Here is a 24,666-nt window from a genome sequence, read left to right as displayed (position 1 = left end):
CTAGGCTCGACTCACTCTGCGTGATCTTGCGTCCCCCACTGCGCAGCCCCGAGCCCAGAGGAGCGCGATGCCCGACAGCCAGCCGCAGCCGCCCCGTTCGCCCTCCCCCTCGGGCCCCGCCGACCGCGGCTCGCTCCTGCTCTCCGGGGCTCGGCTCACCGACGGCCGGACCGTGGACGTGCGGCTCCACGGCGGGCGTATCGAGGCCGTCGGCACCGCCGGCAGCCTGACGCCGGCCCGCACGCCGGGACCCGGCACGCGCGTCGACCTCGGCGGCTACCTGCTGCTCCCCGCCCCCGCCGAACCCCACGTCCACCCCGACACGGCCCTGACCGCCGACGTCCCGGGCCCCGTCTCCTACGAACCCGAGGACGTCCAGCGCCGGGCCACGGAGGCCGCCCTGCTCCAGCTGGGGCACGGGGCGACCGCGCTGCGGGCACACGTGCGCGTGGGCGACGTCGCGGGGCTGGGCGCGCTGACCGCCGTACTGCGGGCGCGGCGTTCGCTGCGCGGCCTGGCCGAGCTGACGACGGTGGCGATGCCGAGGGTGCTGACCGGCGTGGCCGGGGCCGACGGTCTTGCGATGCTGCGGGACGCGGTCAAGATGGGCGCGGACGTGGTGGGCGGGTGCCCCGACCTCGACCCCGATCCGGCGGGGTACGTGGAGGCGGTCCTGGAGGTCGCGGCCGAGCACGGCTGCCCGGTCGACCTGCACACGGACGCGGCCGATCCGGCGCGGCTGGCCCGGCTGGCGGCCATGGCGGGCGGGCTGCGCCCGGGGGTGGCCCTCGGCCCCTGCGAGGGCCTCGCCCTGCTGCCGGCCGAGGTCGCCTCCCGGGCGGCGGAACAGCTCGCGGCGGCCGGAGTGACGGTGGTCTGCCTGCCGCAGGGCGCGTGCGGCGCCGCCGACCACCCCGACGGCACGGCTCCGGTACGGCTGCTGCGGGCGGCCGGGGTGCGGGTCGCCGCCGGGAGCGGCGCACTCCGGGACGTCTCCAACCCCGTCGGGCGCGGTGACCCCCTGGAGGCGGCGTACCTGCTCGCCTCACGCCACGGGCTGCGCCCGGAGGACGCGTACGAGGCGGTGAGCACGGGGGCACGGGCGGCGCTCGGCCTGCCCGAGGTACGGGTGGAGGCCGGTTTCCCGGCCGAGCTCCTCGCGGTACGCGGCGACCGGCTTGCGGGGGCGCTGTCCCTGGCGTACAGCCGCGTGGTGGTGCACCGGGGGCGCGTGGTGTCGCGGACCAGCGCGGTACGGGAGTACGGCGACCAGAACGGCGGCGCCGCGGACCTGGGGCTGCCGCGGCAGGGGCGGGGGGAGCGTGGGGGTCCGCCGAGCTGAGCGAGCGGGCCGGGGGGGTGGGCAAGGCCCCTTCCCCGTTTCCCCGTCTTCCGTTTCCCCGTCTTCCGTTTTCCCGTCTTCCGTTTTCCCGTCTTCCGTTTTCCCGTCTTCCGTTTCCCGTGGACGCACCGGCATCCGGTGGTCGTGCCGGGGAGCGGGCCGAAGTCGTGCGGCGGGGGCGGCTGTCGGGGCGTACGGTCGAAGACATGCGCATTGTCATCGCTGGTGGTCATGGTCAGATCGCGCTGCGGCTGGAGCGGTTGCTCGCCGCGCGCGGCGACGAGGTGGCGGGCATCATCCGCAAGGCCGAACAGGCCGACGATCTCCGTGCGGCGGGTGCCGAACCGATCGTGCTCGATCTGGAGTCGGCCTCGCTGGAGGAGGTCGCGGAACGCCTGCGGGGCGCCGACGCGGCGGTCTTCGCAGCGGGGGCGGGCCCGGGAAGCGGGGTGGCCCGCAAGGACACGGTGGACAAGTCGGCGGCGGTCCTGTTCGCGGACGCGGCGGTCCGGGCGGGCGTACGGCGCTTCGTGGTCGTGTCCTCCATGGGCGCCGACCCCGCGCACCAGGGGGACGAGATCTTCGATGTCTACCTGCGTGCCAAGGGCGAGGCCGACGCGCACGTCCGCTCACTGGACGAGCTGGACTGGACGATCCTGCGCCCCGGCATGCTGACGGACGACGCGGGCACCGGGCTCGTACGGCTGGAGGCGCACACCGGCCGCGGCCCCGTCCCGCGCGACGACGTGGCCGCGGCCTTGGCGGAACTGGTCGACACCCCGGCGACGCACGGCCTGACCCTGGAGCTGATCAGCGGTTCGACACCGGTGTCGGTGGCGGTGAAGTCGGTGGCCGGGAACTGAGGCGGGCTCCCGGGCCGGCCGGGGGGCGGGCAGGAGACGCCGGGCGGACGCGGGGCGTGCGACGCGGTCAGAACAGGGGCAGCTGTCCGGGGAAGTCGGGGACGACATACCCGTCCAAGGACGGCTGCGCCGCCCCGAGTTGCGCCGTCCGCCGCGATCCGGGACAGGACACCAGCTCGCCACCGCCCCGCGCTCCGGGCGGGTCATGACGCGCGTACCGCCCCGCGACGACGGCGATCTCGCGACGGCACTCGGGGCACATTCTGCGACGGGAGGACGAGGCCATGCCCCCAGTCTGCCCGCACCGCCCACCCGCCGGACGACCACGCGCACGCCTGTCGGGTGAAGCCCATGACGAAGGGCCCCGTGACCTGCTGATTCGCAGGTCACGGGGCCCTTTCGTTCCCGTGTGGCGGCGCCAGGATTCGAACCTGGGAAGGCTGAGCCGGCAGATTTACAGTCTGCTCCCTTTGGCCGCTCGGGCACACCGCCGGGGGTCGCTGCCTGTCGAGCCGCTTTTCGGCGGCCCTCCGTGGCAACGACGTAAACAATACCTGATGTGGTGGGGTGCTTCGCCACCCGATTGATCGCCGCCCGGGGGTCGGCGGGTGGCTAGGCTGGTCCGGATGCGGCCGAGGGACCCTGGCGGGCTCGGCGGCCGCCGACACATGCCGGTACGGGCCCGATACGGGGCCGACACGCACCCAGATACAAGGAGCCACAGGACATGGCCGACTCCAGTTTCGACATCGTCTCGAAGGTCGAGCGGCAGGAGGTCGACAACGCCCTCAACCAGGCCGCCAAGGAGATCTCGCAGCGCTACGACTTCAAGGGCGTGGGCGCCTCGATCTCGTGGTCCGGCGAGAAGATCCTCATGGAGGCCAACTCCGAGGACCGGGTGAGTGCCGTCCTCGACGTCTTCCAGTCCAAGCTGATCAAGCGCGGCATCTCGCTGAAGGCTCTGGACGCGGGCGAGCCGCAGCTCTCCGGCAAGGAGTACAAGATCTTCGCGTCGATCGAGGAGGGCATCTCCCAGGAGAACGCGAAGAAGGTGGCCAAGCTCATCCGCGACGAGGGCCCCAAGGGCGTGAAGGCCCAGGTGCAGGGTGAGGAGCTGCGGGTCTCGTCGAAGAGCCGTGACGACCTGCAGACCGTGATCACCCTGCTGAAGGGCCAGGACTTCGACTTCGCGCTGCAGTTCGTCAACTACCGGTGAGTTGCTACAGACGGGAGGGGCGGGCGCCCGGCGGTGCCCACCCCTCCCGTCCGCGGTTCACGCGCGTGCGGTCGCGTTCAGTCGCGTGAGTTGCCGAAGAGAAGTCGGTAGGCGATCAGGAGCACCAGGGCTCCGCCGATGGCCGCCGCCCAGGTGGCGCCGTCGTAGAAGTCCTTGCTGATCGGGTGGTCCAGCCAGCGGGCCGATATCCAGCCGCCGATGAACGCCCCCGCGATGCCGATCACGGTCGTGCCGATCAGCCCTCCGGGGTCCCGTCCCGGCAGCAGGAACTTGGCGATGGCCCCGGCCAACAGTCCCAGGATGATCCAGCTGATGACGGTCATGCCGTGACCCTGCCCTTCCTCGCTGTGCCCGCACCTTCCCAGTGCTGTGGGCTCTTTCCTTCGCGGTCGCGGTGTTCATGTCCTCTTGGCGGGGAGGACGTTGCGAGCGCGTCCGGTGGTTGCGCTGATCAGTATGGTGCGACCCATGACACCTGCGGGTTCTGAGCTGCGTCGCACGCTGGGTGTGGGCGACGCCGTCGTCGTCGGGCTCGGTTCGATGATCGGCGCCGGGATCTTCGCCGCCCTGGCGCCGGCGGCGCGCGCGGCCGGGTCGGGGTTACTGATCGGCCTCGCGGTGGCGGCCGTGGTGGCCTACTGCAACGCCATGTCCTCGGCCCGGCTGGCCGCCCGCTATCCGGCCTCGGGCGGCACGTACGTCTACGGGCGGGAGCGGCTCGGGGAGTTCTGGGGGTACCTCGCGGGCTGGTCGTTCATCGTCGGGAAGACGGCCTCCTGTGCTGCCATGGCGCTCACCGTGGGCGCGTACGTCTGGCCGGAGTGGGCGCATGTGGTGGCGGTCGCGGCCGTGGTGGCGCTGACCGCGGTGAACTACGGCGGCATTCGGAAGTCCGCCTGGCTGACGCGGGCGATCGTGGCGGTCGTCCTGGCTGTCCTCGCTTCCGTGGTGGTGGTCTGTCTGGGGTCGGGCCGGTCCGATGCCGGGCGGCTGGAGATCGGGTTGTCGGAGGGCGCCGGTGGGGTGCTGGAGGCGGCCGGGCTGCTGTTCTTCGCGTTCGCGGGGTACGCCCGGATCGCGACCCTGGGTGAGGAGGTGCGGGATCCTGGGCGCACCATTCCCCGCGCGATCCCGCTGGCCCTGGGGATCACGCTGACGGTGTACGTGTGTGTCGCGGTGGCCGTCCTCTCCGTGCTGGGCCCGGTCGGGCTGGGGCAGGCGCCGGCGCCGCTGGCGGACGCGGCGCGGGCGGCCGGTGTGCCGGAGCTGGTACCGGTCGTCCGGGTGGGCGCGGCGGTGGCGGCGCTGGGCTCGCTGCTGGCGTTGATCCTGGGCGTGTCACGGACGACGCTCGCCATGGCCCGGGACCGTCATCTGCCCGAAGCGCTGGCCGCGGTGCATCCGCGTTTTCAGGTGCCGCACCGGGCCGAGCTGGCCGTGGGCGCGGTGGTCGCCGTCCTGGCGGCCACGGTGAACGTGCGGGACGCGATCGGCTTCTCCTCCTTCGGTGTGCTCCTGTACTACGCGGTGGCCAACGCGTCGGCCTGGACGCTCGACCGGTCGAGGGCGTCGCGGGTGGTACCGGCGCTGGGTCTGATCGGGTGCGTGGTCCTCGCGTTCTCGCTTCCGGCGGTGTCGGTCGTCGTGGGCGTGGGTGTGCTGGCGGTGGGTGTGGTCGCGTACGGCGTGCGGGGGCAGCAGGTCTCGCGGTAGGTGGCCGTGAGGGGGCGGGAGGGCCGTGGGGCGGGAGGGCCGTGGGGCGGGAGCGCCGCGAGGCCGCCGTGCCCTCGGACTTCTCAGGACGCCTGGGCGGGTGGTGCGGCCGCCGTGGGTCCTCTTCCCGTGCGCAGGGGGAAGTCGGCCCACGGGAGCGGTTCCGGGCCCTCGTTGGCCTCCTCGTACCAGCCCGTGCCGTCGAGCCAGGCGTGCAGCCAGTCCGTGAGGCTCGGGGCGTCGACGTACCAGGCGTGGTCGGCGTCGTCGGCGTTGGGCTCGAAGAGGAGGACGGTGGCCTGTGGGGAGCGGCAGTCCACGCAGGCGTACATCGCGCAGCCCCAGTGGGATATCGGCAGGACGCCCTCGGGCCAGGGCCAGTGGGGGTCCTTCAGGCCGCTCTCGCGGTTGGCGAGGTACTGGGGGACGGCGGCCGGCTCGCCGGAGGGCGGGTTGTCGAGCAGGGGCAGCAGACCGTACTCCGGGCCGAACCCTCCGTCCCCTATCCGCAGATACAGCTCGGCGAGCAGCGGAGGGAGGGAGAAGCCCAGGGCGGCCTCGGCCCGGGACGGGGTCGTCCCGTCGACGGGCGCGGGCAGGGAATCCCAGCCCCAGGGGCGGGTGTTGCGTGCCTTGTCGGCCACCCGTGCCAGCAACTGCTCGTTCTCGCTCATGCATTCATCATGCAGGCCGCCACCGACAATCGAGCGGGCCTGTGGACAACCCTGAAGTTGTGGAGAACGAGCGCTCCAGGCTCGCTCTACCAACCCGTCCGCCGGCCGCCCGCGGTGGCCGTGAACGGCTGGTCCGTCCGTACGATCTCGCGTCCCATGGGGAGCAGCGAGACGGGGATCAGCTTGAAGTTGGCGACGCCGAGCGGGATGCCGATGATCGTGACGCACAGCGCGATGCCGGTGACGATGTGGCCGAGGGCCAGCCACCAGCCGGCCAGGACCAGCCACAGCACGTTGCCGACGCAGGAGGGGGTTCCGGCGTCCTGGCGCTCGATCGCCGTGTAGCCGAAGGGCCACAGGGCGTAGACGCCGATGCGGAAGGCCGCGATCCCGAACGGGATGCCGATGATCGTGATGCAGAGCAGCGCGCCCGCGAGCAGGTAGGCGAGGAACAGCCAGAAGCCGCTGAGCACGAGCCAAATGACGTTGAGGATGGTCTTCACTGCTGACGACCTGCCATCTTTTCGAGCCGGGCGATTCGCTCCGCCATCGGCGGGTGGGTGGAGAACATCTTCGACAGCCCCTGTACTGGTCGGAACGGGTTGGCGATCATCATGTGGCTGGCGGTCTCGATCCGGGGCTCCGGGGGCAGCGGAAGCTGCTTCGTACCCGTTTCGAGTTTGCGCAGGGCGCTGGCGAGGGCGATGGGATCGCCGGTGAGCTGCGCACCGGAGGCGTCGGCCTCATACTCCCTGGAGCGGCTGATCGCCAGTTGGATGACGGTGGCTGCGAGCGGACCGAGAAGCATGATGAGGAGCATGCCCAGCAGACCGGGTCCGTCATCGTCGTTGGAGCGTCCGATGGGGATCAGCCAGGCGAAGTTGACCAGGAACATGATCACCGAGGCGAGGGCGCCCGCGACGGACGAGATCAGGATGTCGCGGTTGTAGACATGGCTGAGCTCGTGCCCGATGACGCCGCGCAGCTCACGCTCGTCGAGCAGGCGCATGATGCCCTCGGTGCAGCACACGGCCGCGTTGCGCGGATTGCGCCCGGTCGCGAAGGCGTTGGGTGCCTCGGTCGGTGAGATGTAGAGGCGCGGCATGGGCTGGCGGGCCTGCGTGGAGAGGTCTCGGACCATGCGGTACAGCGCCGGGGCCTCGAACTCGCTGACCGGGCGGGCCCGCATCGCGCGCAGGGCCAGCTTGTCGCTGTTCCAGTACGCGTACGCGTTGGTGCCCAGGGCGACGAGGACGGCGACGACAAGCCCCGCTCGGCCGAAGAAGCTGCCGATGACGATGATGAGCGCCGACAGTCCCCCGAGGAGTACTGCGGTCCTGAGCCCGTTGTGCCGGCGGTGCACGGTACGCCCTCCAAGTGGTGCGGCAGGGGAACCCTTCGCTTGCTGGTCTCGCTCGCTGTGGTTGCTTCCTGGTCTCCGGTGCCACTGGCGCCGTGGCATCACGTCCAGTGGACCCTTCCGTACTGGTCAACGCCAGGCGAGGGCCACCAGTTCCCCGGCGCTCATGGCGGGGGGCGTGGTCCGTACGGGTGACGGCCGCGGCGTCGACACGCGCGCGTGGAAGCCGGGTGCGGTACGCGCGGGTGCCGGAGCGGCTGTGCTCAGAAGAGACCGGTGTCGGTGAAGCGGAGGATCAGCTGGGGTGCTCCGGAGAGGGCGAGGGCGAGGACCGCGGTCACGGTGATCGCCGCTGTGAGGGGGACGGGCACGCGGTGGCCGACGGTCGGTTCCTCGGGCGCCCGGAACAGCTGGGCCGTCCATTGGAGGTAGTAGAAGAGCGCGATCACGACGTTGACCGCCATGACGACGGCCAGCCAGCCGAGCCCGGCGTCGACGGCCGCGGAGAAGACGGTGACCTTGGCGAAGAGGCCGATGACGCCGGGCGGCAGTCCTGCGAGGCAGAGCAGGAAGAACGCCAGGAGCAGGGCGGTCAGGGGGTTGGACGCGTACAGGCCGCGGTAGTCGGCGACGCGGTTCAGGGACCTCGTACGGCCTACGAGGGCGGCCACCGCGAAGGCGCCGAGATTCACGGCGGCGTACATGAGCGCGTAGGCGACGGTGGAGCCGATGGACCGCTCGGGGTCGTCGGAGTACGCGGCGGCGGCGATCGGCACCAGGAGGTAGCCGGCCTGGCCGACGGACGACCAGGCGAGCAGGCGTACCGCGCTGTACGCGCGCGTGGCCTGTTGCCGGAGGGCTCCGACGTTCCCGACGGTCATGGTGAGCGCGGCCAGCGCCGCGAGGGCCGGTCCCCAGACGTCGGCGTAGGACGGGAGGGCGATGACGGTGACGAGGATCAGCCCGGAGAAGCCGACCGCCTTGCCGATCACGGACAGGTAGGCCGCGATCGGCAGGGGCGCGCCCACGTAGGTGTCGGGCACCCAGAAGTGGAAGGGCACGGCGGCCGTCTTGAAGGCGAAGCCGACGAGGGTGAGGACGACGCCGGTCTGGGCGAGCGTGGTGAACTGCCCGTCGACGTTCTGGATGCGGTCGGCCACCTGGGTGAGGTAGAGGGTGCCGGTGGTGGCGTACACGAAGCTGATGCCCATGAGGCTGACCGCGGTCGCGGTGACCGAGGACAGGAAGAACTTCAGGGCCGCCTCGGAGGACCGGCGGTCGCCCTGTCGCAGGCCCACCAGGGCGAAGGCGGGCAGGGAGGCGACCTCCAGGGCGACGATCAGCGTCGCGAGGTCGCGGGAGGCGGGCAGCAGCGCGGCGCCGGCCGCCGAGGAGAGCAGCAGGAACCAGAACTCGCCCTCGGGCAGTCCCCGGTCGGCGTCCTTGACGGCGGTGACCGAGAGCAACGCGGTCAGCAGGGCTCCGCCGAGGACCAGGAACTGGATGGCGAGGGTGAAGGTGTCCGCGGTGTAGCTGCAGACGTCGGCGGCGCCGGTCTGGCAGAACGTCGAGCGGTCGCCGTTCACCAGGGGCAGCAGCATGAGGGTGGAGGCGGCGAGTCCGGCGACCGACATCCAGCCGAGCAGCGACTTGCGGGCGTCCTTGACGAAGAGGTCGGTGACGAGGACGACGAGTCCGACGACGGCCGCGATGGTGGGCGGCGCGATGGCGAGCCAGTCGACGGACTGCACGAGGTTCTGGGCCAGCGGCTGCGAGACGGTCCCGGCGAGGGGGTGGGCCTGGAAGCTCATCGGGTGCCTCCTGAGAGGAGCTGCTGCACGGCCGGGTCGGTCAGCCCGAGGAGGGTCCTGGGCCACAGCCCGGCGACGACGGTGAGGACGACGAGCGGGGTCCAGGCGGCGAACTCGTACGTGCGTACGTCGGCGAGCTTCGGGGCTTCTTGCGGCAGGGCGCCCATGCAGACGCGGCGGACCACGATCAGCATGTACGCGGCCGTCAGCAGCGTGCCGAACGCGGCGATCACCATGAAGGTGAGGAAGGCGGGGCGGCTGAGGTCTTCGTGGGGGTCGAAGGCGCCGAAGAGGGCCAGCATCTCGCCCCAGAACCCGGCCAGGCCCGGCAGGCCGAGCGAGGCGACCGCGGCGAAGGCGAGCAGGCCGCCGAGGCGCGGTGCCTTGCCGTACAGGGCCGCGCCGGTCTCCTCGGAGAGGGTGTCGAGGTCGGTGGTGCCGGTGCGGTCCTTGAGGGCGCCGACGACGAAGAAGAGCAGGCCGGTGATGAGGCCGTGGGCGATGTTGGCGAACAGGGCGCCGTTCACGCCGGTCGGGGTCATGGTCGCGATGCCGAGCAGGACGAAGCCCATGTGGCCGACGGAGGAGTAGGCGATGAGGCGCTTGAGGTCGCCCTTCGCGCCCCTCTTGGCGAGGGCCAGGCAGGCCAGGGAGCCGTAGATGATGCCGACCACGGCGAAGGCGGCGAGGTAGGGCGCGAAGATGCGGAAGCCGTCCGGCGCGACCGGAAGCAGAATCCGGACGAACCCGTACGTACCCATCTTGAGCAGGACACCGGCCAGCAGGACCGAGCCGACGGTCGGCGCGGCGGTGTGGGCGTCCGGCAGCCAGCTGTGCAGCGGCCACATCGGGGTCTTCACCGCCAGCCCGATCCCGATCGCCAGAACCGCGATGACCTGCACGGATGTGGTCAGCGACCGGCCGTTGTCAGTGGCGAGTGCCACCATGTCGAATGTGCCCGCCGTGATTCCGATCAGGAGCAGGCCGAGCAGCATGACGACGGAGCCGAGGAGCGTGAAGAGGATGAACTTCCAGGCGGCCCCGGCCCGTCCCTCGCCGCCCCAGCGGGCGATGAGGAAGTACATCGGGATGAGGACCATCTCGAAGGCGAGGAAGAACAGGATCAGGTCGAGGACGGCGAAGGTCGCGAGGGTGCCGGACTCCAGGACGAGCAGCAGCGCGACGAAGCCCACCGGTCCGTGGCCCGCGGTCCGCGCCTCGGTCGGCCGCTCCTGCCGCTGCTTGAAGTACGAGTAGAGCGCGCACAGGAAGGTCAGCAGCGCGGTCAGGACCAGGAGGGGGAGGGAGATGCCGTCGATGCCGAGGTGGATGCGCACGTCGAGTGCGGGGATCCAGCTGATGTCCGTGCTGGCCTGCATCTTCGACGGATGGTCGTGGTCGAAGCCGAGCACGAGGACGATCGCGGCGATGAGGACGGCGCCGGTGACGGTGACGCCGTGGCGCAGGACGGCCTGCTCGGGCGACTTTCCCTTCAGCCCGGGCGGTGCGGGCAGCAGAGCGGCGGCGGCCCCCAGGAGCGGGCCGACGACGACGAACGCCAGAAGGAACTGCATCACGGACTCGTTGATATCGATCACGCCTGCTCACGCTCCCGTGGCGACGAGGACGGCGGCGACCGCGAGGACGACGGTGCCGGCGAGCAGCGCGCTCACATAGGTCTGCACATTGCCGGTCTGGGCACGTCGTACGGCGGCCCCGAGCCAGCGGGGCAGGGCGCCCGCCCCGCGTACGTAGGTGTCGACGACCTCGCGGTCGAGGAACCGTACGAGGCTCGCGCCGGCCTGGACGGGCCGGACGAAGAGGGTCGTGTACACCGCGTCCAGGTGGAAGCCGGCGGCCGCGTGCCGGTGCAGCGGGCCCAGCAGGAGCCGTCCGGGATCCGACGGGTCGGGGGCGGAGGCGACGTTTCCGTAGGCGGGCTCGTGACTGGCGATGGCCTCGGCCTCCACCAGTGCGGCGTCGCCCTCCGGGTGGGCCGCGACCGCGCCGAGCGGGACTCGGGCCGCGAACGAGGTGGTGTGCCGCCAGGCGGCGTAGGTCACGATGCCGCCGATCAGGGCCACGCCCGTGCCGAGCACGGAGGTGGTGAGGGTCGGGGTGAGGTCCTGGCCGTCGAACCAGTCGGGCAGCAGACGGAAGGCGAGCCCGCCGAGAGCGAGTGAGGGGATGGCGAGCACCCAGAGCACGGCGTTCATGACCACCGGCTGCCGGCCGTGGTCGGGGGCCTCGGCGCCCCGCCCGCGGAAGGCCAGCAGCCACAGGCGGGTCGCGTACGCGGCGGTGAGCAGGGCCGTGATCAGCCCGGCGACGAGGACCGTCCAGCCCACGGTGCCGGGTGCGTGCTCGGTGTGCCCGGTGGCGACGTGCTCCGCGACGCCGAGGACGGACTCCTTGGAGAAGAAGCCGCTGAAGGGAGGGATCGCGGCGAGGGCGAGCAGCGCGACGCTCATCGTCCAGTAGGCGTCCGGGACGCGGTCGCGCAGGTTGTGCATGCGGGACATGGCGGCCAGCGAGTTGGTGCCGGCGGCGTGGATGATCACGCCCGCGCCGAGGAAGAGCAGCGCCTTGAAGGCGCCGTGCGTGAGGAGGTGGAAGACGGCGGCACCGCGGTCGCCCGCGGCGAGGGCCCCGGTCATGTAGCCGAGTTGGCCGATCGTCGAGTAGGCGAGGACGCGTTTGATGTCGTCCTGGGCGAGCGCGGCGAGCGCCGACCCGACCATCGTGACGGCGGCCATGACGGCGAGGACGACCATCGCGGCCCGTGAGGCCTCGAAGAGCGGAAGGAGCCTGGCGACGAAGTAGACACCGGCGGCGACCATCGTCGCGGCGTGGATCAGCGCGGAGACGGGCGTCGGGCCCGCCATCGCGTCGGGGAGCCAGGTGTGCAGCGGGAACTGCGCCGACTTGCCCGCCACACCGGCCAGGAGCAGCAGGGCGATCAGCGTCGGATGGTCGAGGGAGCCGTTGGCGACCGCGCCGAGGATCTTCGTGATGCGGAAGGAACCGGCCTCGGTGGCCAGCGCCAGCAGACCGATCAGGAAGGGGACGTCACCGAGCTTGGTCACCAGGAAGGCCTTGAGGGAGGCGGCACGCGCCTCCGGGGTCTCCCAGTAGTGGCCGACCAGGAAGTACGAGCAGATGCCCATGATCTCCCAGCCGACCAGCAGCACCATCAGGTCGCCGGAGTAGACGACGAGGAACATGGCGGAGGTGAACAGGGAGACGAGCGCGGCGTACGAGGGGTAGCGCGGGTCGTCGCGCAGGTAGCCCGTCGAGTAGATCTGCACGCAGGTGGCGACGGTGCCGACCAGGACGGCGACGAGGGCGGCGAAGCCGTCGATGTGCAGGGCGAGCTCGACGGGGACCGAACCGGTGGGCGTCAGCTCCGTGGCGGCGTCGACCGCGCGACCGCCGCCCTGGCGGGAGGCGACCAGTACGGCGAGGACGAGGGCGGCCAGGGTCGGCAGGACGGCGAGCGGGCGGACGAAGCCGGGCGCGGTGCGGCCCAGGAGAAGACCGGCGGCGGCCCCGAGGAAGGGAAGGAGTGGGACGAGTACGGCGAGGGTGGTCGTGGTCACGCGGTGGCCTCAGCCTTCTCGGCGGCCGTCCCGGTCGCGGGGGTGTCGGTGTCGGGGCCGTCCGGCTCGTGGCCCTCGGCGGTGTCGCGCAGTTTGTCGATGTCGGCGGTGCCGCGGTTGCGGTGGACGGCGAGCACGATCGCGAGACCGATGCCGATCTCGGCGGCCGCGATGGCGATCGTGAACAGGGTCAGGGCCTGGCCGGAGTGCAGGGTCTCCTCGGCGGCCTTGCTGAGCCAGACGTCGAAGGCGACCAGGTTGAGGTTGACGGCGTTGAGCATCAGCTCGACCGACATCAGGACCAGGATCGCGTTGCGGCGGGCCAGGACGCCGTAGAGGCCCGTGCAGAACAGGAGGGCGGAGAGGACGGCGGGATAGGCGAGGTGCATCAGCGGTCACCGCCCTTGGCGGCGGCGTTCGGGGCGGGCGCGTCGGCCTTGGGCGCGTGGGTCTTGGGTCCGTCGGCCTTGGGCGCGTCGGCCTTGGGCGCGTCGCTCGCGCGGTCCGCCTTGGCCTTGCGGGACAGGACGATCGCGCCGACCAGCGCGGCGAGGAGGAGGACGGAGAGGGCTTCGAAGGGGAGGACCCAGTTCTGGAAGAGACTCGCTCCGGTGACGGCGGTCGAGCCGGCCGCCGGGCCGTCCAGGTCGATCCAGGTGGCCCGGAAGGCGTCGACGACGACCCACACCAGGGCCACCGCGGCGGCCACGGCCACGGTGAGGGCCGCCCAGCGGTTGCCGGAGTCGGCGTCCGGGGACCGGCCGATGGGCGCCCTGGTGAGCATCAGGCCGAACAGGATGAGGACGACGACCGCCCCGACGTAGATGAGGACCTGTACCCAGGCGATGAACTCGGCGGTGAGCAGCAGGTACTCGACGGCCAGGCCGCCGAGGGCCACCACCAGCCACAGGGCGGCGTGGACGAGCTGCCGGGTGGTGACGGTGAGGACGGCGGCGCCGAATGTGACCAGGCCGACGAGGAGGAAGGCGATCTCGACGCCGGTCGGCGAGAGGAAGCCGTGTGCTTCGGCGGCCGTGGTCGTGGGGTCCGCGGCCAGGTGGCGGACGGTCGCGGCGAGGGTCATTCCCGGCCCTCCTGTTCGGGCTTCGCCTGCTCGGGGGCGGCGGCCGACTCCTGCTGGGTCGCCTCCTGCTGGGCCGACTCCTGCTGGGCCGCCAGTTTGTCGGCGGTCTTGCGGGCGGCGGCGAGTTCCTTCGGTTCCTCGGCGCCGGGGTCGAGGGCCGGCGGGGCCGGGACGGTCCACATCCAGTCGCGGAGCCTGTCGCGTTCGTGGGTGAGGTCACGGATGTCGGTCTCGGCGTACTCGAACTCCGGGGACCAGAACAGGGCGTCGAAAGGACAGACCTCGATGCAGATACCGCAGTACATGCACAGGGAGAAGTCGATGGCGAAACGGTCGAGGACGTTGCGGCTGCGGTCGCGCCCGCCCGGGGTGGCCGCCGGGACCGTCTCCTTGTGGGAGTCGATGTAGATGCACCAGTCGGGGCACTCGCGGGCGCACAGCATGCAGACCGTGCAGTTCTCCTCGAACAGGCCGATCACGCCGCGGGTGCGGGGCGGGAGCTCGGGCTGGGCGTCCGGGTACTGCTGGGTGACGGTCTTCTTCGTCATCGTGCGGAGGGTGACGGCCAGGCCCTTGGCCAGACCCGAGCCGGGGATGGGGGCCATGGTTACTGGATCACCACCTTGACGATGCCGGTGAGGGCGATCTGGGCGAGGGAGAGGGGGACGAGGAGGGTCCAGGAGAGCTTCTGGAGCTGGTCCTCACGCAGGCGCGGATAGGTCACGCGCAGCCAGATCACGACGAAGGCGAGCACGGCCGTCTTCAGCAGGGTCCACACCCAGCCGAGGCCGTCCGCGCCCCAGGGCCCGTGCCAGCCGCCCAGGAAGAGGACGGTGGTCAGGCCGCACAGGACGACGATCCCGGCGTACTCCGCGAGGAGGAACAGGGCGAAGCGCAGGCCGGTGTACTCGGTGTAGGCGCCAAAGATGATCTCCGAGTCGGCGACCGGCATGTCGAACGGGGGGCGTTGCAGTTCGGCCAGCCCGGCGACGAAGAAGACGATCGCGCCGACGATCTGCCAGGGCAGCCACCACCACTCGAAGGCGTTCAGGATGCCGACGAGTGAGACCGTGCCGGCCGCCATGGCCACCGAGGCGGCGGTGAGCAGCATCGGGAGTTCGTAGGCGAGGAGCTGGGCGGCGGTGCGCAGGCCGCCGAGGAGGGAGAACTTGTTGGCGGAGGACCACCCGGCCATGAGCGAGCCGAGGACGCCCACGCCCATCACGGCGAGCACGAAGAAGACGCCCGCGTCGACGACCTGGCCGACCGCGCCCTCGCCGGGGCCGATGGGGATGGCCAGGAGCACCAGGAGGTACGGCAGCAGGGCCACGGCGGGGGCGAGCTGGAAGATACGGCGGTCCGCGTCGGCGGGGACCACGTCCTCCTTCTGCGCGAACTTCACGCCGTCCGCGACGAGCTGGGCCCAGCCGTGGAAGCCGCCGGCGTACATCGGGCCGAGGCGGCCCTGCATGTGGGCCATCACCTTGTGCTCGGTCTGGCCGATGATCAGGGGGAACGTGAGGAAGACGGCGAACACGATCAGGAGGCGCAGGGTGACGTCGAGCGCGTCGTTCACCGCGGGCCTCCTGGGGGGTTCGGGGGGTTCTCGGGCTTCGTCCGGTCCGACTCCTGGGGCTCGTCCGGCTCGTCCGACTCGTCCCGCTCGTCGCGCTGGTCGCGCTCCTCCGGCTCGTCGAACGCCGGGCGGTCGTGATGCCACGGGGCGTCCGGGCTGCGGGGTGCCGAGGCGGGCGCCTCGCCGGACGACCCGGTCTTCTCCTGCTGTCCCGCGTCGGTGGCGGCCCGCTGGCTCGTCGAGCCCTGCGACGCGCTTCGGCTGCGTCGGGGCGTCGGAGCCGCCGAAGACTCCTCGGCCGGAGACGTCTGGTCGGCCGGAGACGTCCGGCCATCCGTGGGCGTCTGGCTCGCCGATCCCTCCGCCGCCGTGCGGGAGCGACGCGGAGTGGACGGCGTTTCGGTGCCGGTGCCGGTGCTGGGCGGCGGTGCCTGACTGGCGGAGCCCTCGCCCGCCGTACGGGTCCGGCGGACCGGCCGGTCACCGGCCGCGCGAGCCGGGCGCTCTCCGGCCGCACGTCCCGCGCCGCGTGCCGGGCGGGCCGGGGCGGGCGGCAGCTGGCCCTTCTGCGGGCCCCACTCGTTGGGGTCGGGGACGCCCGGCGGCAGCATCTGGCGGCGACGGGGTCCGCCGTGGTCGGACTCGCCCGGCTCCTTGGCGCCGGGCCAGGCCTTGGCCACGCGGGCGGCGAGGACGAAATCCTTCCGCAGCGGGTGGCCCTCGAAGCCCTCCGGCAGGAGCAGGTGGTCCAGCGCGGGATGGTCCGCGAACTCGACGCCGAACATCTCGTGGGTCTCGCGCTCGTGCCAGGCCGCGCCCGCGTACACCGCGACGGCGGTGGGCAGGGCCGGGGACTCGTGCGGGACCGTCGTACGCAGCAGCAGTCGGCGTACGGGTCCGAGGGCCACGACGTGTGCGGCGACGCGGAACCCCGTGCCCGGCTCGTCGACCGCGCTCAGCCAGTCGAAGTACGTGCAGCTCAGCCGGTCACGCGCGGTCTCCAGGGCGGAGATCCAGGACGTCGGCGGTACGTCGACCGTCAGGACGTCGTACGACTCCTCGGCCGTGGCTTCGGGGCCGAAGAGCTCCTCGGTGCCGGCGGGCAGCCAGCCGACCGCCGTCATCGCGCACCCCCTGAGCCCGATCCCGATCCCGATCCCGATCCGGAGTCCGACCCCGATCCCGACCCAGGCGGTCGCACCAGTCCGCTCTGCAGCGCGGCCGTCGACGGCCGGCCCGACGTGCCGTAGCGCTCCCCCAGCGACTCCCGTGCGATCTTCTCCTGGAGCTTGAGGATCCCCTGGAGCAGTGCCTCGGGGCGCGGCGGGCAGCCGGGGACGTAGACGTCGACGGGGATGATCTGGTCGACGCCCTTCGTCACGGAGTAGGAGTCCCAGTACGGGCCGCCGCAGTTGGAGCAGGCGCCGAAGGAGATGACGTACTTGGGCTCGGGCATCTGCTCGTACAGGCGCTTGACGGCGGGCGCCATCTTGTCGGTCACCGTGCCCGAGACGACCATCAGGTCGGCCTGGCGGGGGCCCGGCGCGAAGGGGATGACGCCGAGCCGGATGAAGTCGTGGCGGGCCATCGACGCGGCGATGAACTCGATCGCGCAGCAGGCGAGGCCGAAGTTGAAGACCCAGAGGGAGTACCGGCGGCCCCAGTTCAGGACGACCTTCATCGGCTCGGGGGCCAGGCGCGCGAGGGTGCCCAGCCGCTGGGGCTCGGGAAGCGGTACGGGCTCCGGGAGCGGTTCGGCTCCGGAGGGATTCACGTCCACGACAGGACGCCCTTCTTGTATGCGTAGAGCAGGCCCACGGCCAGGAAGCCCAGGAAGATGAACATCTCCACGAGGGTCGTCGCTCCATAACCAGGATCGGCGAAGACCGTCGCCCAAGGGAAGAGGAAGATCGAGTCGACCGCGAAAATGACGTAGAGGAACGCGTAGACGTAGTAGCGGATCTGGGTGTGTGCCCAGCCCTCGCCGACGGGGTCCACGCCGCACTCGTACGTCAGCAGCTTCTCGGGTGTCGGGACCACGGGCCGCAGCAGCCGCCCGGCTCCGAAGGCCACGGCGACGAAGAGCACGCCCACCACGGCGAGCAGGGCGACGACCGAGTAGGACTGGAAGTAGTCCGCGGCGAGCCCGACGGTCGGTTCCGGCACGTGCGTCCCCTCGCTCCCTGTCCTCAACGCCTGCTGCTCGACGATCTGTACGCACGGGAGTCTAGGGCCTGATAAAGAGACGGTAAGCAGCCCGTCGTACGTTGAGACGTGGGCCGGGGCCGGGGTGGGGTTTTCCTCAGTACATCCCGGCGGTCCACCTCATGGCGCGGTGCCCTGCCGCACGGCACGCTGATCCGTATGACCGAACACCTCGCGACTTCGACCCCCGCCGGGACCGCCGGTGGGGCGGCCGGCGACCGCCTGCCGCCGGCCCGTTTCGCCTTCGACCGGCACACCTGGAAAGAGATCGCCCACCTGCTGGCGAACTTCCCGGCGTCGCTGCTCGGCTTCGTCTATGTCTCGACGATGCTGTTCGTCGGGGTCGGGTTGACGGTCACGGTGATCGGGTTCCCGCTGCTGGCGGCCGGACTGCTCGGCGCACGTCAGCTCGGCAAGCTGGAGCGGGCGCGGGCCCGGGCGCTGCTCGGAGTGCGGGTGGAGGAGCCCAGTCCGCTGCCGTTGCACGGCGGGGGCGGGTTCTTTCCCCAGTTGTGGATGGCGCTGAAGGACCCGGTGGGCTGGCGCACGGTCCTGTACGACTTCATGCGGCTCCCCTGGGGCGTGGTCACCTTCGTCATCACGCTGACGTCGTTGTTCGTGCTGTGGCCGGTGCTGCCGTTCATCGCGCGGGGCCTGGCCAACGCCGACCGGGCGATGGTGCGCGCGCTGCTGTCCCCGTCCGACGAGCTGGAACGGCGGATCGCCGAGCTGGAGTCGGACCGGGGGGTCGTGGTGGACACGGCCGCGGCGGACCTTCGGCGCATCGAGCGCGACCTGCACGACGGGGCGCAGGCCCGCCTGGTCAACCTGGCCATGGGGCTGGGTCTGGCCAAGGAGAAGCTCCTGGAGGATCCCGACGCGGCGGCGGCGATGGTCGACGAGGCGCACGGCGAGGTGAAGCTGGCCCTTCAGGAGTTGCGGGACCTGGCGCGGGGCATCCACCCGGCCGTCCTGACCGACCGCGGTCTGGACGCGGCGCTCTCCTCGGTCGCCTCCCGCTGCACCGTGCCGGTCAGGGTGACCGTCGACCTGGCGGAGCGTCCGGCGCCGGCCATCGAAGGCATCGCCTACTTCACCGTCTCGGAGCTGCTCCAGAACGTCAGCAAGCACAGTGGGGCGCGTTCCGCCTCCGTGGAGGTGTGGCGGTCGTCCGACCGGCTGCTCATACAGGTGGAGGACGACGGTCAGGGCGGCGCACACCTCGACGCGGGTACGGGGATGAAGGGCCTCGCCGACCGGCTCTCCGCGGTCGACGGCCTCTTCGTCATCGACTCGCCGGAGGGCGGACCGACGGCGATCACGGCCGAGCTGCCGTGGCGCGACCGCACCGCGGCGGACGCGGCTCCCGGCGCCTCCGACGCCGGCCACGCGCGGCGCACGTCCGGGACGCGGTGACGGACGGGCCCGAGGTCCCGAGGTAGGGAAAACCCCCCTCTCCAGACGCCGACGGGCTCCATGGCCCGTGGAGGTGCGGGCGAGGAGGGTGGAGTTACGACAGCAGAGCCGTAGGACGAGGAGAAGGACGGCACCGATGGCCACGGAATACGGACAGGGTTACGGGTTCGGGAGCGGGCCCGGCTTCCCCGGGGACACCGGGGCGCGTCGCCACCGGCTGCCGGCCGGGCTGCGAGCGCCGTTCGAGGCACGCAGCTGGCGGGAGTTCGGCTACGTGCTGGTGGGTCTGCCGATCAGCATCCTGCTCTTCACCTACGCGGTCACGATGGTGTCGCTGGGAGCGGGCCTGCTGGTGACGTTCCTGGGTGTGCCGGTGCTGGCGGCGGCGCTCGCCGGGTGCCGGGGCTTCGGGGTGATGGAGCGGGCGCGGGCCCGGGCGCTGCTGGGGCTCGACGTGTCCGACCCGGAGCCGCTGCGGGTGCGGAAGCACGGGGCGATGGGCTGGATGGGGGCCGTGCTCAAGAGCGGCACCTCCTGGCGGAGTCTGCTGTACGCGTTTCTTCAGTTCCCGTGGGCGGTGTTCTCGTTCGTCGTCGCCGTGAACTTCTGGGCGGTCGGGTGGGCGATGCTGACGTACCCGCTGTGGTTCTGGGTGTTCCCGATGTACGCGGGGCAGGACGGGCTCCAGCTCTACGGCGACGAGACGCACCGGATCTACCTGGACAACCCGTTCGAGATCACCGTGACCGCGCTGGTCGGGCTGCTGTTCACGCTGGCGACGCCGTGGATCGTGCGGGCGCTGACGACGGTGGACCGGGTGATGGTGCACGGGCTGCTCGGACCGTCGCGGCTGGCGACGCGGGTCGTGGAGCTGGAGTCGGACCGGGGGGTCGTGGTGGACACGGCCGCGGCCGACCTGCGGCGCATCGAGCGCGACCTGCACGACGGGGCGCAGGCCCGCCTGGTCAACCTGGCCATGGATCTCGGCCTGGCGAAGGAGAAGCTGCAGGAGGACCCGCGGGCGGCGGCGATCATGGTGGAGGAGGCGCACGGCGAGGTGAAGACGGCCCTCCAGGAGCTGCGAGACCTGGCCCGGGGCATCCACCCCGCGGTACTGACCGACCGCGGTCTGGACGCGGCGCTCTCCTCGGTCGCCTCGCGCTGCACCGTGCCGGTGCGGGTGGAGGTCGACCTCACCGAGCGGCCGGCATCGGCGATCGAGGGCATCGCGTACTTCACGGTGTCGGAGCTGCTGCAGAACATCAGCAAGCACGCGCGGGCCACGGCGGCCGCCGTCGAGGTGTGGCGGGTGGAGAACCGGCTGCTGCTCCAGGTCGTGGACAACGGCGTCGGCGGGGCGGACGTGACGGCCGGCTCGGGACTCGCCGGACTGGCGGAGCGGCTCGACGCGGTGGACGGGATCCTGGTGGTGGACTCTCCGGCCGGGGGGCCGACGCGGGTGACGGCCGAGCTGCCCTGGCGGAACGAGCCGATATCCGGCTGAGGCGCGGCGCCGCGCCCGCCCCGCTCTCCCTTACGCCACTCCGGGCGGCCCGGGCGGCCTGCGGTGACCCGTTCGCCCGGGGTCGAAATCCGGCCATCGTGGAGCCGAAGCCGGACGGTACGGCCGGGACTTCCCGTCCTCTTCCCGTTGCCCCAGGGCATCCGGCCTCCGATGCTGGAATGCTGGACCTGTCGTACGAACGGTTCGTGGACGCGGTGTGGGCCGCGGGGACCGTGAGGCGGACGGGCTGTGGGGGGCCGAAAAATCGTGGAGGACAGGGTGCGGGTGGTCATCGCCGAGGATTCAGTGCTGCTCCGAGAGGGGCTGACCCGGTTGCTGACCGACCGCGGGCACGAGGTCGTGGCCGGTGTCGGCGACGGTGAGGCACTGATCAAGACCATCACCGAGCTGGACGCCCAGGGCGAGCTGCCGGACGTCGTGGTCGCGGACGTGCGGATGCCTCCGACGCACACGGACGAGGGAGTGCGCGCGTCGATCCGGCTGCGCAAGGCGCATCCCGGCCTCGGGGTACTGGTGCTGTCGCAGTACGTGGAGGAGCGGTACGCCACGGAGCTGCTGGCCGGTTCCAGCCGGGGCGTCGGTTATCTGCTCAAGGACCGGGTGGCCGAGGTGCGGGAGTTCGTGGACGCCGTGGTGCGCGTGGCGGACGGGGGTACCGCGCTGGACCCGGAGGTGGTCGCGCAGTTGCTCGGGCGCAGCCGCAAGCAGGACGTGCTGGCGGGGCTCACCCCACGGGAGCGGGAGGTACTGGGGCTGATGGCCGAGGGCCGGACGAACTCGGCGATCGCCCGGCAGCTCGTCGTGAGCGACGGGGCGGTCGAGAAGCACGTCAGCAACATCTTCATGAAGCTGGGTCTGTCCCCGAGCGACGGTGATCACCGGCGGGTGCTGGCGGTGCTCACGTACCTCAACTCATGACTCCCGGTTCCTGAACCTCAGGGGCCACACACCGGGCCCGGCGGCCCTCCCACTCGTCCGGCTCATCCGGACGAATGAGAAACCGGAGCGTGGGCGGGGGACGTCCTCATCGGTGTCGAGGGGCGGGAAATCCCCGGAATACCGGGGCTGTGGGCCATCTCGAAGTCGTGTCCATCATGCGAATCTCCACCGGAAGTCAGCATCCGCGGACGTAGGGTTGATCCTGGGACGGTCGGTGGGAGACCAGTCCCCGGACAGCCGTCTCGAGGGAGGTCCAGTTCAGTGACCAGCCAGGTCAGCAGCCCAGCGGAGCAGGCCGACGGAACCGACGAGACCGTCGTGGGAGCGCAGCGCAAACCGGTCGGGACGAAGGACGTCCGCCGGCTGGACCGGGTGATCATCAGGTTCGCCGGAGACTCGGGCGACGGGATGCAGCTCACCGGCGACCGTTTCACCTCGGAGACCGCGTCGTTCGGGAACGACCTGTCGACGCTGCCGAACTTCCCGGCCGAGATCCGGGCGCCCGCCGGCACCCTGCCCGGTGTCTCGTCCTTCCAGCTGCACTTCGCCGACCACGACATCCTCACCCCGGGCGACGCCCCCAACGTGCTGGTCGCGATGAACCCGGCCGCGCTGAAGGCGAACGTCGGCGACCTGCCGCGCGGCGCGGAGATCATCGTCAACACGGACGAGTTCACCCGGCGGGCGATGCAGAAGGTCGGCTACGACACGTCGCCGCTGGAGGACGGTTCGCTCGACGGCTACCACCTGCATCCGGTGCCGCTGACCACGCTGACCGTCGAGGCCCTCAAGGAGTTCGACCTCAGCCGCAAGGAGGCCGAGCGCAGCAAGAACATGTTCGCGCTCGGGCTGCTGAGCTGGATGTACCACCGGCCCACCGAGGGCACGGAGAAGTTCCTGAACACGAAGTTCGCGAAGAAGCCGGACATCGCCGCGGCCAACATCGCGGCGTACCGCGCGGGCTGGAACTTCGGGGAGACCACGGAGGACTTCGCGGTCTCCTACGAGGTGGCACCGGCGGCTACGGCGTTCCCGCCGGGGGTGTACCGCAACATCTCCGGGAACCTCGCCCTGTCCTACGGTCTGATCGCGGCCTCCCGCCAGGCGGACCTGCCGCTCTTCCTGGGCTCGTACCCGATCACCCCGGCCTCGGACATCCTGCACGAGCTGAGCCGGCACAAGAACTTCGGGGTGCGGACCTTCCAGGCCGAGGACGAGATCGCCGGCATCGGCGCCGCGCTGGGCGCCGCGTTCGGCGGCTCGCTGGCGGTGACCACCACCTCGGGTCCCGGCGTGGCGCTCAAGAGCGAGACGATCGGACTCGCTGTCTCCCTCGAACTGCCGCTGCTGGTCGTGGACATCCAGCGCGGCGGGCCGTCCACCGGGCTGCCGACCAAGACGGAGCAGGCCGACCTGTTGCAGGCGATGTACGGGCGCAACGGCGAGGCGCCGGTCCCGATCGTCGCACCGCGCACCCCGGCGGACTGTTTCAACGCGGCGCTGGAGGCGGCGCGGATCGCGCTGGCGTACCGCACCCCGGTCTTCCTGCTGTCCGACGGCTACCTGGCCAACGGCAGCGAGCCCTGGCGGGTCCCGGAGCCGGACGAGCTGCCGGACCTGGCGGTGCGGTTCGCGCAGGGCCCCAACCACGCCCTGGACGACGGCACCGAGGTCTTCTGGCCGTACAAGCGCGATCCGCAGACCCTGGCCCGGCCCTGGGCCGTGCCCGGTACCCCTGGTCTGGAGCACCGGATCGGCGGCATCGAGAAGCAGGACGGTTCCGGGAACATCTCGTACGACCCGGCCAATCACGACTTCATGGTCCGCACCCGGCAGGCCAAGATCGACGGGATCGACGTCCCCGAACTGGCGGTCGACGACCCGGGCGGGGCGCGGACCCTGGTACTGGGCTGGGGTTCGACGTACGGCCCCATCACCGCCGCCGTGCGCCGGCTGCGCACCGCCGGGGTGCCGATCGCGCAGGCCCACCTCCGCCACCTCAACCCCTTGCCGCCCAACCTGGGCGAGGTGCTGAAGCGGTACGACAAGGTGGTGGTCCCCGAGATGAACCTCGGTCAGCTCGCCACCCTCATCCGGGCGAAGTACCTGGTCGACGCGCAGTCGTACAACCAGGTCAACGGCATGCCGTTCAAGGCGGAGCAGCTCGCCGCGGTGTTGAAGGAGGCCATCGATGACTGACGCCAACGCGCTGCTCCACCTCGTCCCCAAGGCCGAGGGCAAGCAGTCCATGAAGGACTTCAAGTCCGACCAGGAAGTGCGCTGGTGCCCCGGCTGCGGCGACTACGCCATCCTCGCCGCCGTGCAGGGCTTCATGCCCCAGCTCGGCCTGGCGAAGGAGAACATCGTCTTCGTCTCCGGCATCGGCTGCTCCTCCCGCTTCCCGTACTACATGAACACGTACGGGATGCACTCCATCCACGGCCGCGCCCCCGCCATCGCGACCGGGCTCGCCGCCTCCCGCCGCGACCTGTCCGTCTGGGTCGTCACCGGTGACGGCGACGCGCTCTCCATCGGCGGCAACCACCTCATCCACGCGCTGCGACGCAACGTCAACCTCAAGATCCTGCTGTTCAACAACCGGATCTACGGGCTGACCAAGGGCCAGTACTCCCCCACCTCCGAGGTCGGGAAGATCACCAAGTCGACCCCGATGGGGTCGCTGGACGCGCCCTTCAACCCGGTCTCGCTGGCCATCGGCGCGGAGGCGTCCTTCGTCGCCCGGACCGTCGACTCGGACCGCAAGCACCTCACCGAGGTACTGCGCCAGGCCGCCGAGCACCCCGGCACGGCGCTGATCGAGATCTACCAGAACTGCAACATCTTCAACGACGGCGCCTTCGACGCGCTCAAGGACCGGGAGCGGGCCGAGGAAGCGGTGATCCGGCTGGAGCACGGGCAGCCGATCCGCTTCGGCTCCGACGGCGCCAAGGGCGTCGTACGGGACCCGGGGACCGGCGACCTGAAGGTCGTCACCGTCACCGCGGACAACGAGGCGGACGTCCTGGTCCACGACGCCCACGCCACCTCGCCGACCACCGCCTTCGCCCTCTCCCGGCTGGCCGACCCGGACACCCTGCACCACACGCCCATCGGTGTGCTGCGCTCGGTGGAGCGGCCGGTCTACGACACGCTCATGTCCGACCAGCTCGACGCCGCCATCGAGCGGGACGGCAAGGGCGACCTCGCCGCGCTGCTCGCGGGCAACGACACCTGGACGGTCGTCGGCTGAGAACCGAGAACTGACAAGAACCGACGAGAACCGAGGGGCCCGGGCGGAGAACGCCCGGGCCCCTTACGCTTA

The 24,666-nt window shown here is 71.4% G+C and carries 24 protein-coding genes and 1 tRNA gene; 9 read left to right on the top strand and 16 right to left on the bottom strand.

What is annotated here, in order from left to right:
* Positions 1-67: 67 nt before the first annotated feature.
* Positions 68-1,342 (top strand): hydrolase, encoded by a 1,275-nt coding sequence (locus ACFC1X_RS09260; RefSeq protein ID WP_376350320.1) that lies wholly within the window; start codon positions 68-70, stop codon positions 1,340-1,342.
* A 206-nt stretch (positions 1,343-1,548) separates the two neighbouring features.
* Entirely contained in the window at positions 1,549-2,205 is a 657-nt protein-coding gene (locus tag ACFC1X_RS09255) for an SDR family oxidoreductase (RefSeq protein ID WP_376350317.1), read from the top strand.
* A 67-nt stretch (positions 2,206-2,272) separates the two neighbouring features.
* Here ACFC1X_RS09255 and ACFC1X_RS09250 read toward each other — a convergent pair whose 3' ends face one another.
* Positions 2,273-2,491, bottom strand: a complete 219-nt coding sequence (locus tag ACFC1X_RS09250; RefSeq protein ID WP_125495718.1) for a hypothetical protein — start codon at positions 2,489-2,491, stop codon at positions 2,273-2,275.
* Between the two features lie 124 nt (positions 2,492-2,615).
* Positions 2,616-2,697, bottom strand: a tRNA-Tyr gene (locus ACFC1X_RS09245).
* Positions 2,698-2,932: 235 nt separating this feature from the next.
* Here ACFC1X_RS09245 and ACFC1X_RS09240 point away from each other — a divergent pair.
* Positions 2,933-3,421 carry a YajQ family cyclic di-GMP-binding protein gene (locus ACFC1X_RS09240; RefSeq protein WP_125495720.1) on the top strand — a complete coding sequence of 163 codons (489 nt, stop codon included), beginning with the start codon at positions 2,933-2,935 and terminating at the stop codon, positions 3,419-3,421.
* 77 nt (positions 3,422-3,498) lie between these two features.
* On the opposite strand, the gene ACFC1X_RS09235 is transcribed toward ACFC1X_RS09240, so the two are convergent.
* Entirely contained in the window at positions 3,499-3,765 is a 267-nt protein-coding gene (locus ACFC1X_RS09235) for a GlsB/YeaQ/YmgE family stress response membrane protein (protein WP_125495721.1), read from the bottom strand.
* Between the two features lie 145 nt (positions 3,766-3,910).
* Here ACFC1X_RS09235 and ACFC1X_RS09230 point away from each other — a divergent pair, with 145 nt between their 5' ends.
* On the top strand, positions 3,911-5,155 hold the full coding sequence (locus ACFC1X_RS09230; protein WP_376350313.1) for an APC family permease: 1,245 nt from the start codon (positions 3,911-3,913) through the stop codon (positions 5,153-5,155).
* Between the two features lie 83 nt (positions 5,156-5,238).
* Here ACFC1X_RS09230 and ACFC1X_RS09225 read toward each other — a convergent pair whose 3' ends face one another.
* The 13 genes from ACFC1X_RS09225 to ACFC1X_RS09165 form a co-directional block, all read right to left on the bottom strand.
* Positions 5,239-5,829 (bottom strand): SMI1/KNR4 family protein, encoded by a 591-nt coding sequence (locus tag ACFC1X_RS09225; RefSeq protein WP_376350310.1) that lies wholly within the window; start codon positions 5,827-5,829, stop codon positions 5,239-5,241.
* An 86-nt stretch (positions 5,830-5,915) separates the two neighbouring features.
* Positions 5,916-6,332 (bottom strand): YccF domain-containing protein, encoded by a 417-nt coding sequence (locus ACFC1X_RS09220; protein WP_376350307.1) that lies wholly within the window; start codon positions 6,330-6,332, stop codon positions 5,916-5,918.
* Positions 6,329-7,192 (bottom strand): zinc metalloprotease HtpX, encoded by an 864-nt coding sequence (gene htpX / locus ACFC1X_RS09215; protein ID WP_376350304.1) that lies wholly within the window; start codon positions 7,190-7,192, stop codon positions 6,329-6,331. Before htpX ends, ACFC1X_RS09220 begins: the two co-directional genes overlap by 4 nt.
* 260 nt (positions 7,193-7,452) lie before the next feature.
* The gene (locus tag ACFC1X_RS09210) at positions 7,453-9,000 is read right to left on the bottom strand and encodes an NADH-quinone oxidoreductase subunit N (RefSeq protein ID WP_376350302.1); all 1,548 of its coding nucleotides are present in this window, start codon (positions 8,998-9,000) and stop codon (positions 7,453-7,455) included.
* Positions 8,997-10,598 (bottom strand): NuoM family protein, encoded by a 1,602-nt coding sequence (locus ACFC1X_RS09205; RefSeq protein WP_376350299.1) that lies wholly within the window; start codon positions 10,596-10,598, stop codon positions 8,997-8,999. The genes ACFC1X_RS09210 and ACFC1X_RS09205 overlap by 4 nt, the downstream gene beginning before the upstream one ends.
* A 6-nt stretch (positions 10,599-10,604) precedes the next feature.
* Positions 10,605-12,599, bottom strand: coding sequence for an NADH-quinone oxidoreductase subunit L (locus ACFC1X_RS09200; RefSeq protein WP_376350296.1), 1,995 nt, complete (start codon positions 12,597-12,599; stop codon positions 10,605-10,607).
* Positions 12,596-12,988: an NADH-quinone oxidoreductase subunit NuoK gene (gene nuoK, locus ACFC1X_RS09195; RefSeq protein ID WP_234957991.1), complete on the bottom strand. Its 393-nt coding sequence runs from the start codon at positions 12,986-12,988 to the stop codon at positions 12,596-12,598. The genes ACFC1X_RS09200 and nuoK overlap by 4 nt, the downstream gene beginning before the upstream one ends.
* Positions 12,988-13,683, bottom strand: a complete 696-nt coding sequence (locus ACFC1X_RS09190; RefSeq protein ID WP_376350293.1) for an NADH-quinone oxidoreductase subunit J — start codon at positions 13,681-13,683, stop codon at positions 12,988-12,990. The genes nuoK and ACFC1X_RS09190 overlap by 1 nt, the downstream gene beginning before the upstream one ends.
* Positions 13,680-14,288 carry a NuoI/complex I 23 kDa subunit family protein gene (locus ACFC1X_RS09185; protein WP_376350291.1) on the bottom strand — a complete coding sequence of 203 codons (609 nt, stop codon included), beginning with the start codon at positions 14,286-14,288 and terminating at the stop codon, positions 13,680-13,682. Before ACFC1X_RS09185 ends, ACFC1X_RS09190 begins: the two co-directional genes overlap by 4 nt.
* A 2-nt stretch (positions 14,289-14,290) precedes the next feature.
* Positions 14,291-15,259 carry an NADH-quinone oxidoreductase subunit H gene (locus ACFC1X_RS09180; RefSeq protein ID WP_376350288.1) on the bottom strand — a complete coding sequence of 323 codons (969 nt, stop codon included), beginning with the start codon at positions 15,257-15,259 and terminating at the stop codon, positions 14,291-14,293.
* Complete coding sequence (locus tag ACFC1X_RS09175; RefSeq protein WP_376350285.1) at positions 15,256-16,383, bottom strand: NADH-quinone oxidoreductase subunit C; 1,128 nt, start codon at positions 16,381-16,383, stop codon at positions 15,256-15,258. The genes ACFC1X_RS09180 and ACFC1X_RS09175 overlap by 4 nt, the downstream gene beginning before the upstream one ends.
* On the bottom strand, positions 16,380-17,039 hold the full coding sequence (locus ACFC1X_RS09170) for an NADH-quinone oxidoreductase subunit B (RefSeq protein WP_376350282.1): 660 nt from the start codon (positions 17,037-17,039) through the stop codon (positions 16,380-16,382). Before ACFC1X_RS09170 ends, ACFC1X_RS09175 begins: the two co-directional genes overlap by 4 nt.
* The gene (locus ACFC1X_RS09165) at positions 17,030-17,425 is read right to left on the bottom strand and encodes an NADH-quinone oxidoreductase subunit A (RefSeq protein WP_376350280.1); all 396 of its coding nucleotides are present in this window, start codon (positions 17,423-17,425) and stop codon (positions 17,030-17,032) included. The genes ACFC1X_RS09170 and ACFC1X_RS09165 overlap by 10 nt, the downstream gene beginning before the upstream one ends.
* Before the next feature lie 198 nt (positions 17,426-17,623).
* Between ACFC1X_RS09165 and ACFC1X_RS09160 the strand changes: the two genes are divergently transcribed.
* The 5 genes from ACFC1X_RS09160 to ACFC1X_RS09140 all read left to right on the top strand — a co-directional run bounded on the left by ACFC1X_RS09160 (position 17,624) and on the right by ACFC1X_RS09140 (position 24,594).
* Complete coding sequence (locus tag ACFC1X_RS09160) at positions 17,624-18,880, top strand: sensor histidine kinase (RefSeq protein WP_376350278.1); 1,257 nt, start codon at positions 17,624-17,626, stop codon at positions 18,878-18,880.
* A 136-nt stretch (positions 18,881-19,016) separates the two neighbouring features.
* Positions 19,017-20,384 (top strand): sensor histidine kinase, encoded by a 1,368-nt coding sequence (locus tag ACFC1X_RS09155; protein ID WP_376350277.1) that lies wholly within the window; start codon positions 19,017-19,019, stop codon positions 20,382-20,384.
* Between the two features lie 279 nt (positions 20,385-20,663).
* Complete coding sequence (locus ACFC1X_RS09150; protein WP_376351015.1) at positions 20,664-21,323, top strand: LuxR C-terminal-related transcriptional regulator; 660 nt, start codon at positions 20,664-20,666, stop codon at positions 21,321-21,323.
* 282 nt (positions 21,324-21,605) lie between these two features.
* Positions 21,606-23,543, top strand: a complete 1,938-nt coding sequence (locus ACFC1X_RS09145; RefSeq protein ID WP_376350274.1) for a 2-oxoacid:acceptor oxidoreductase subunit alpha — start codon at positions 21,606-21,608, stop codon at positions 23,541-23,543.
* Positions 23,536-24,594 carry a 2-oxoacid:ferredoxin oxidoreductase subunit beta gene (locus tag ACFC1X_RS09140; RefSeq protein WP_376350273.1) on the top strand — a complete coding sequence of 353 codons (1,059 nt, stop codon included), beginning with the start codon at positions 23,536-23,538 and terminating at the stop codon, positions 24,592-24,594. The genes ACFC1X_RS09145 and ACFC1X_RS09140 overlap by 8 nt, the downstream gene beginning before the upstream one ends.
* The last annotated feature ends 72 nt before the right edge of the window (positions 24,595-24,666 follow it).

It is taken from the genome of Streptomyces sp. NPDC056128 (assembly GCF_042263835.1).
Classification (GTDB): Bacteria; Actinomycetota; Actinomycetes; order Streptomycetales; family Streptomycetaceae; genus Streptomyces.
This window is presented reverse-complemented; position numbering and strand designations above follow the sequence as displayed.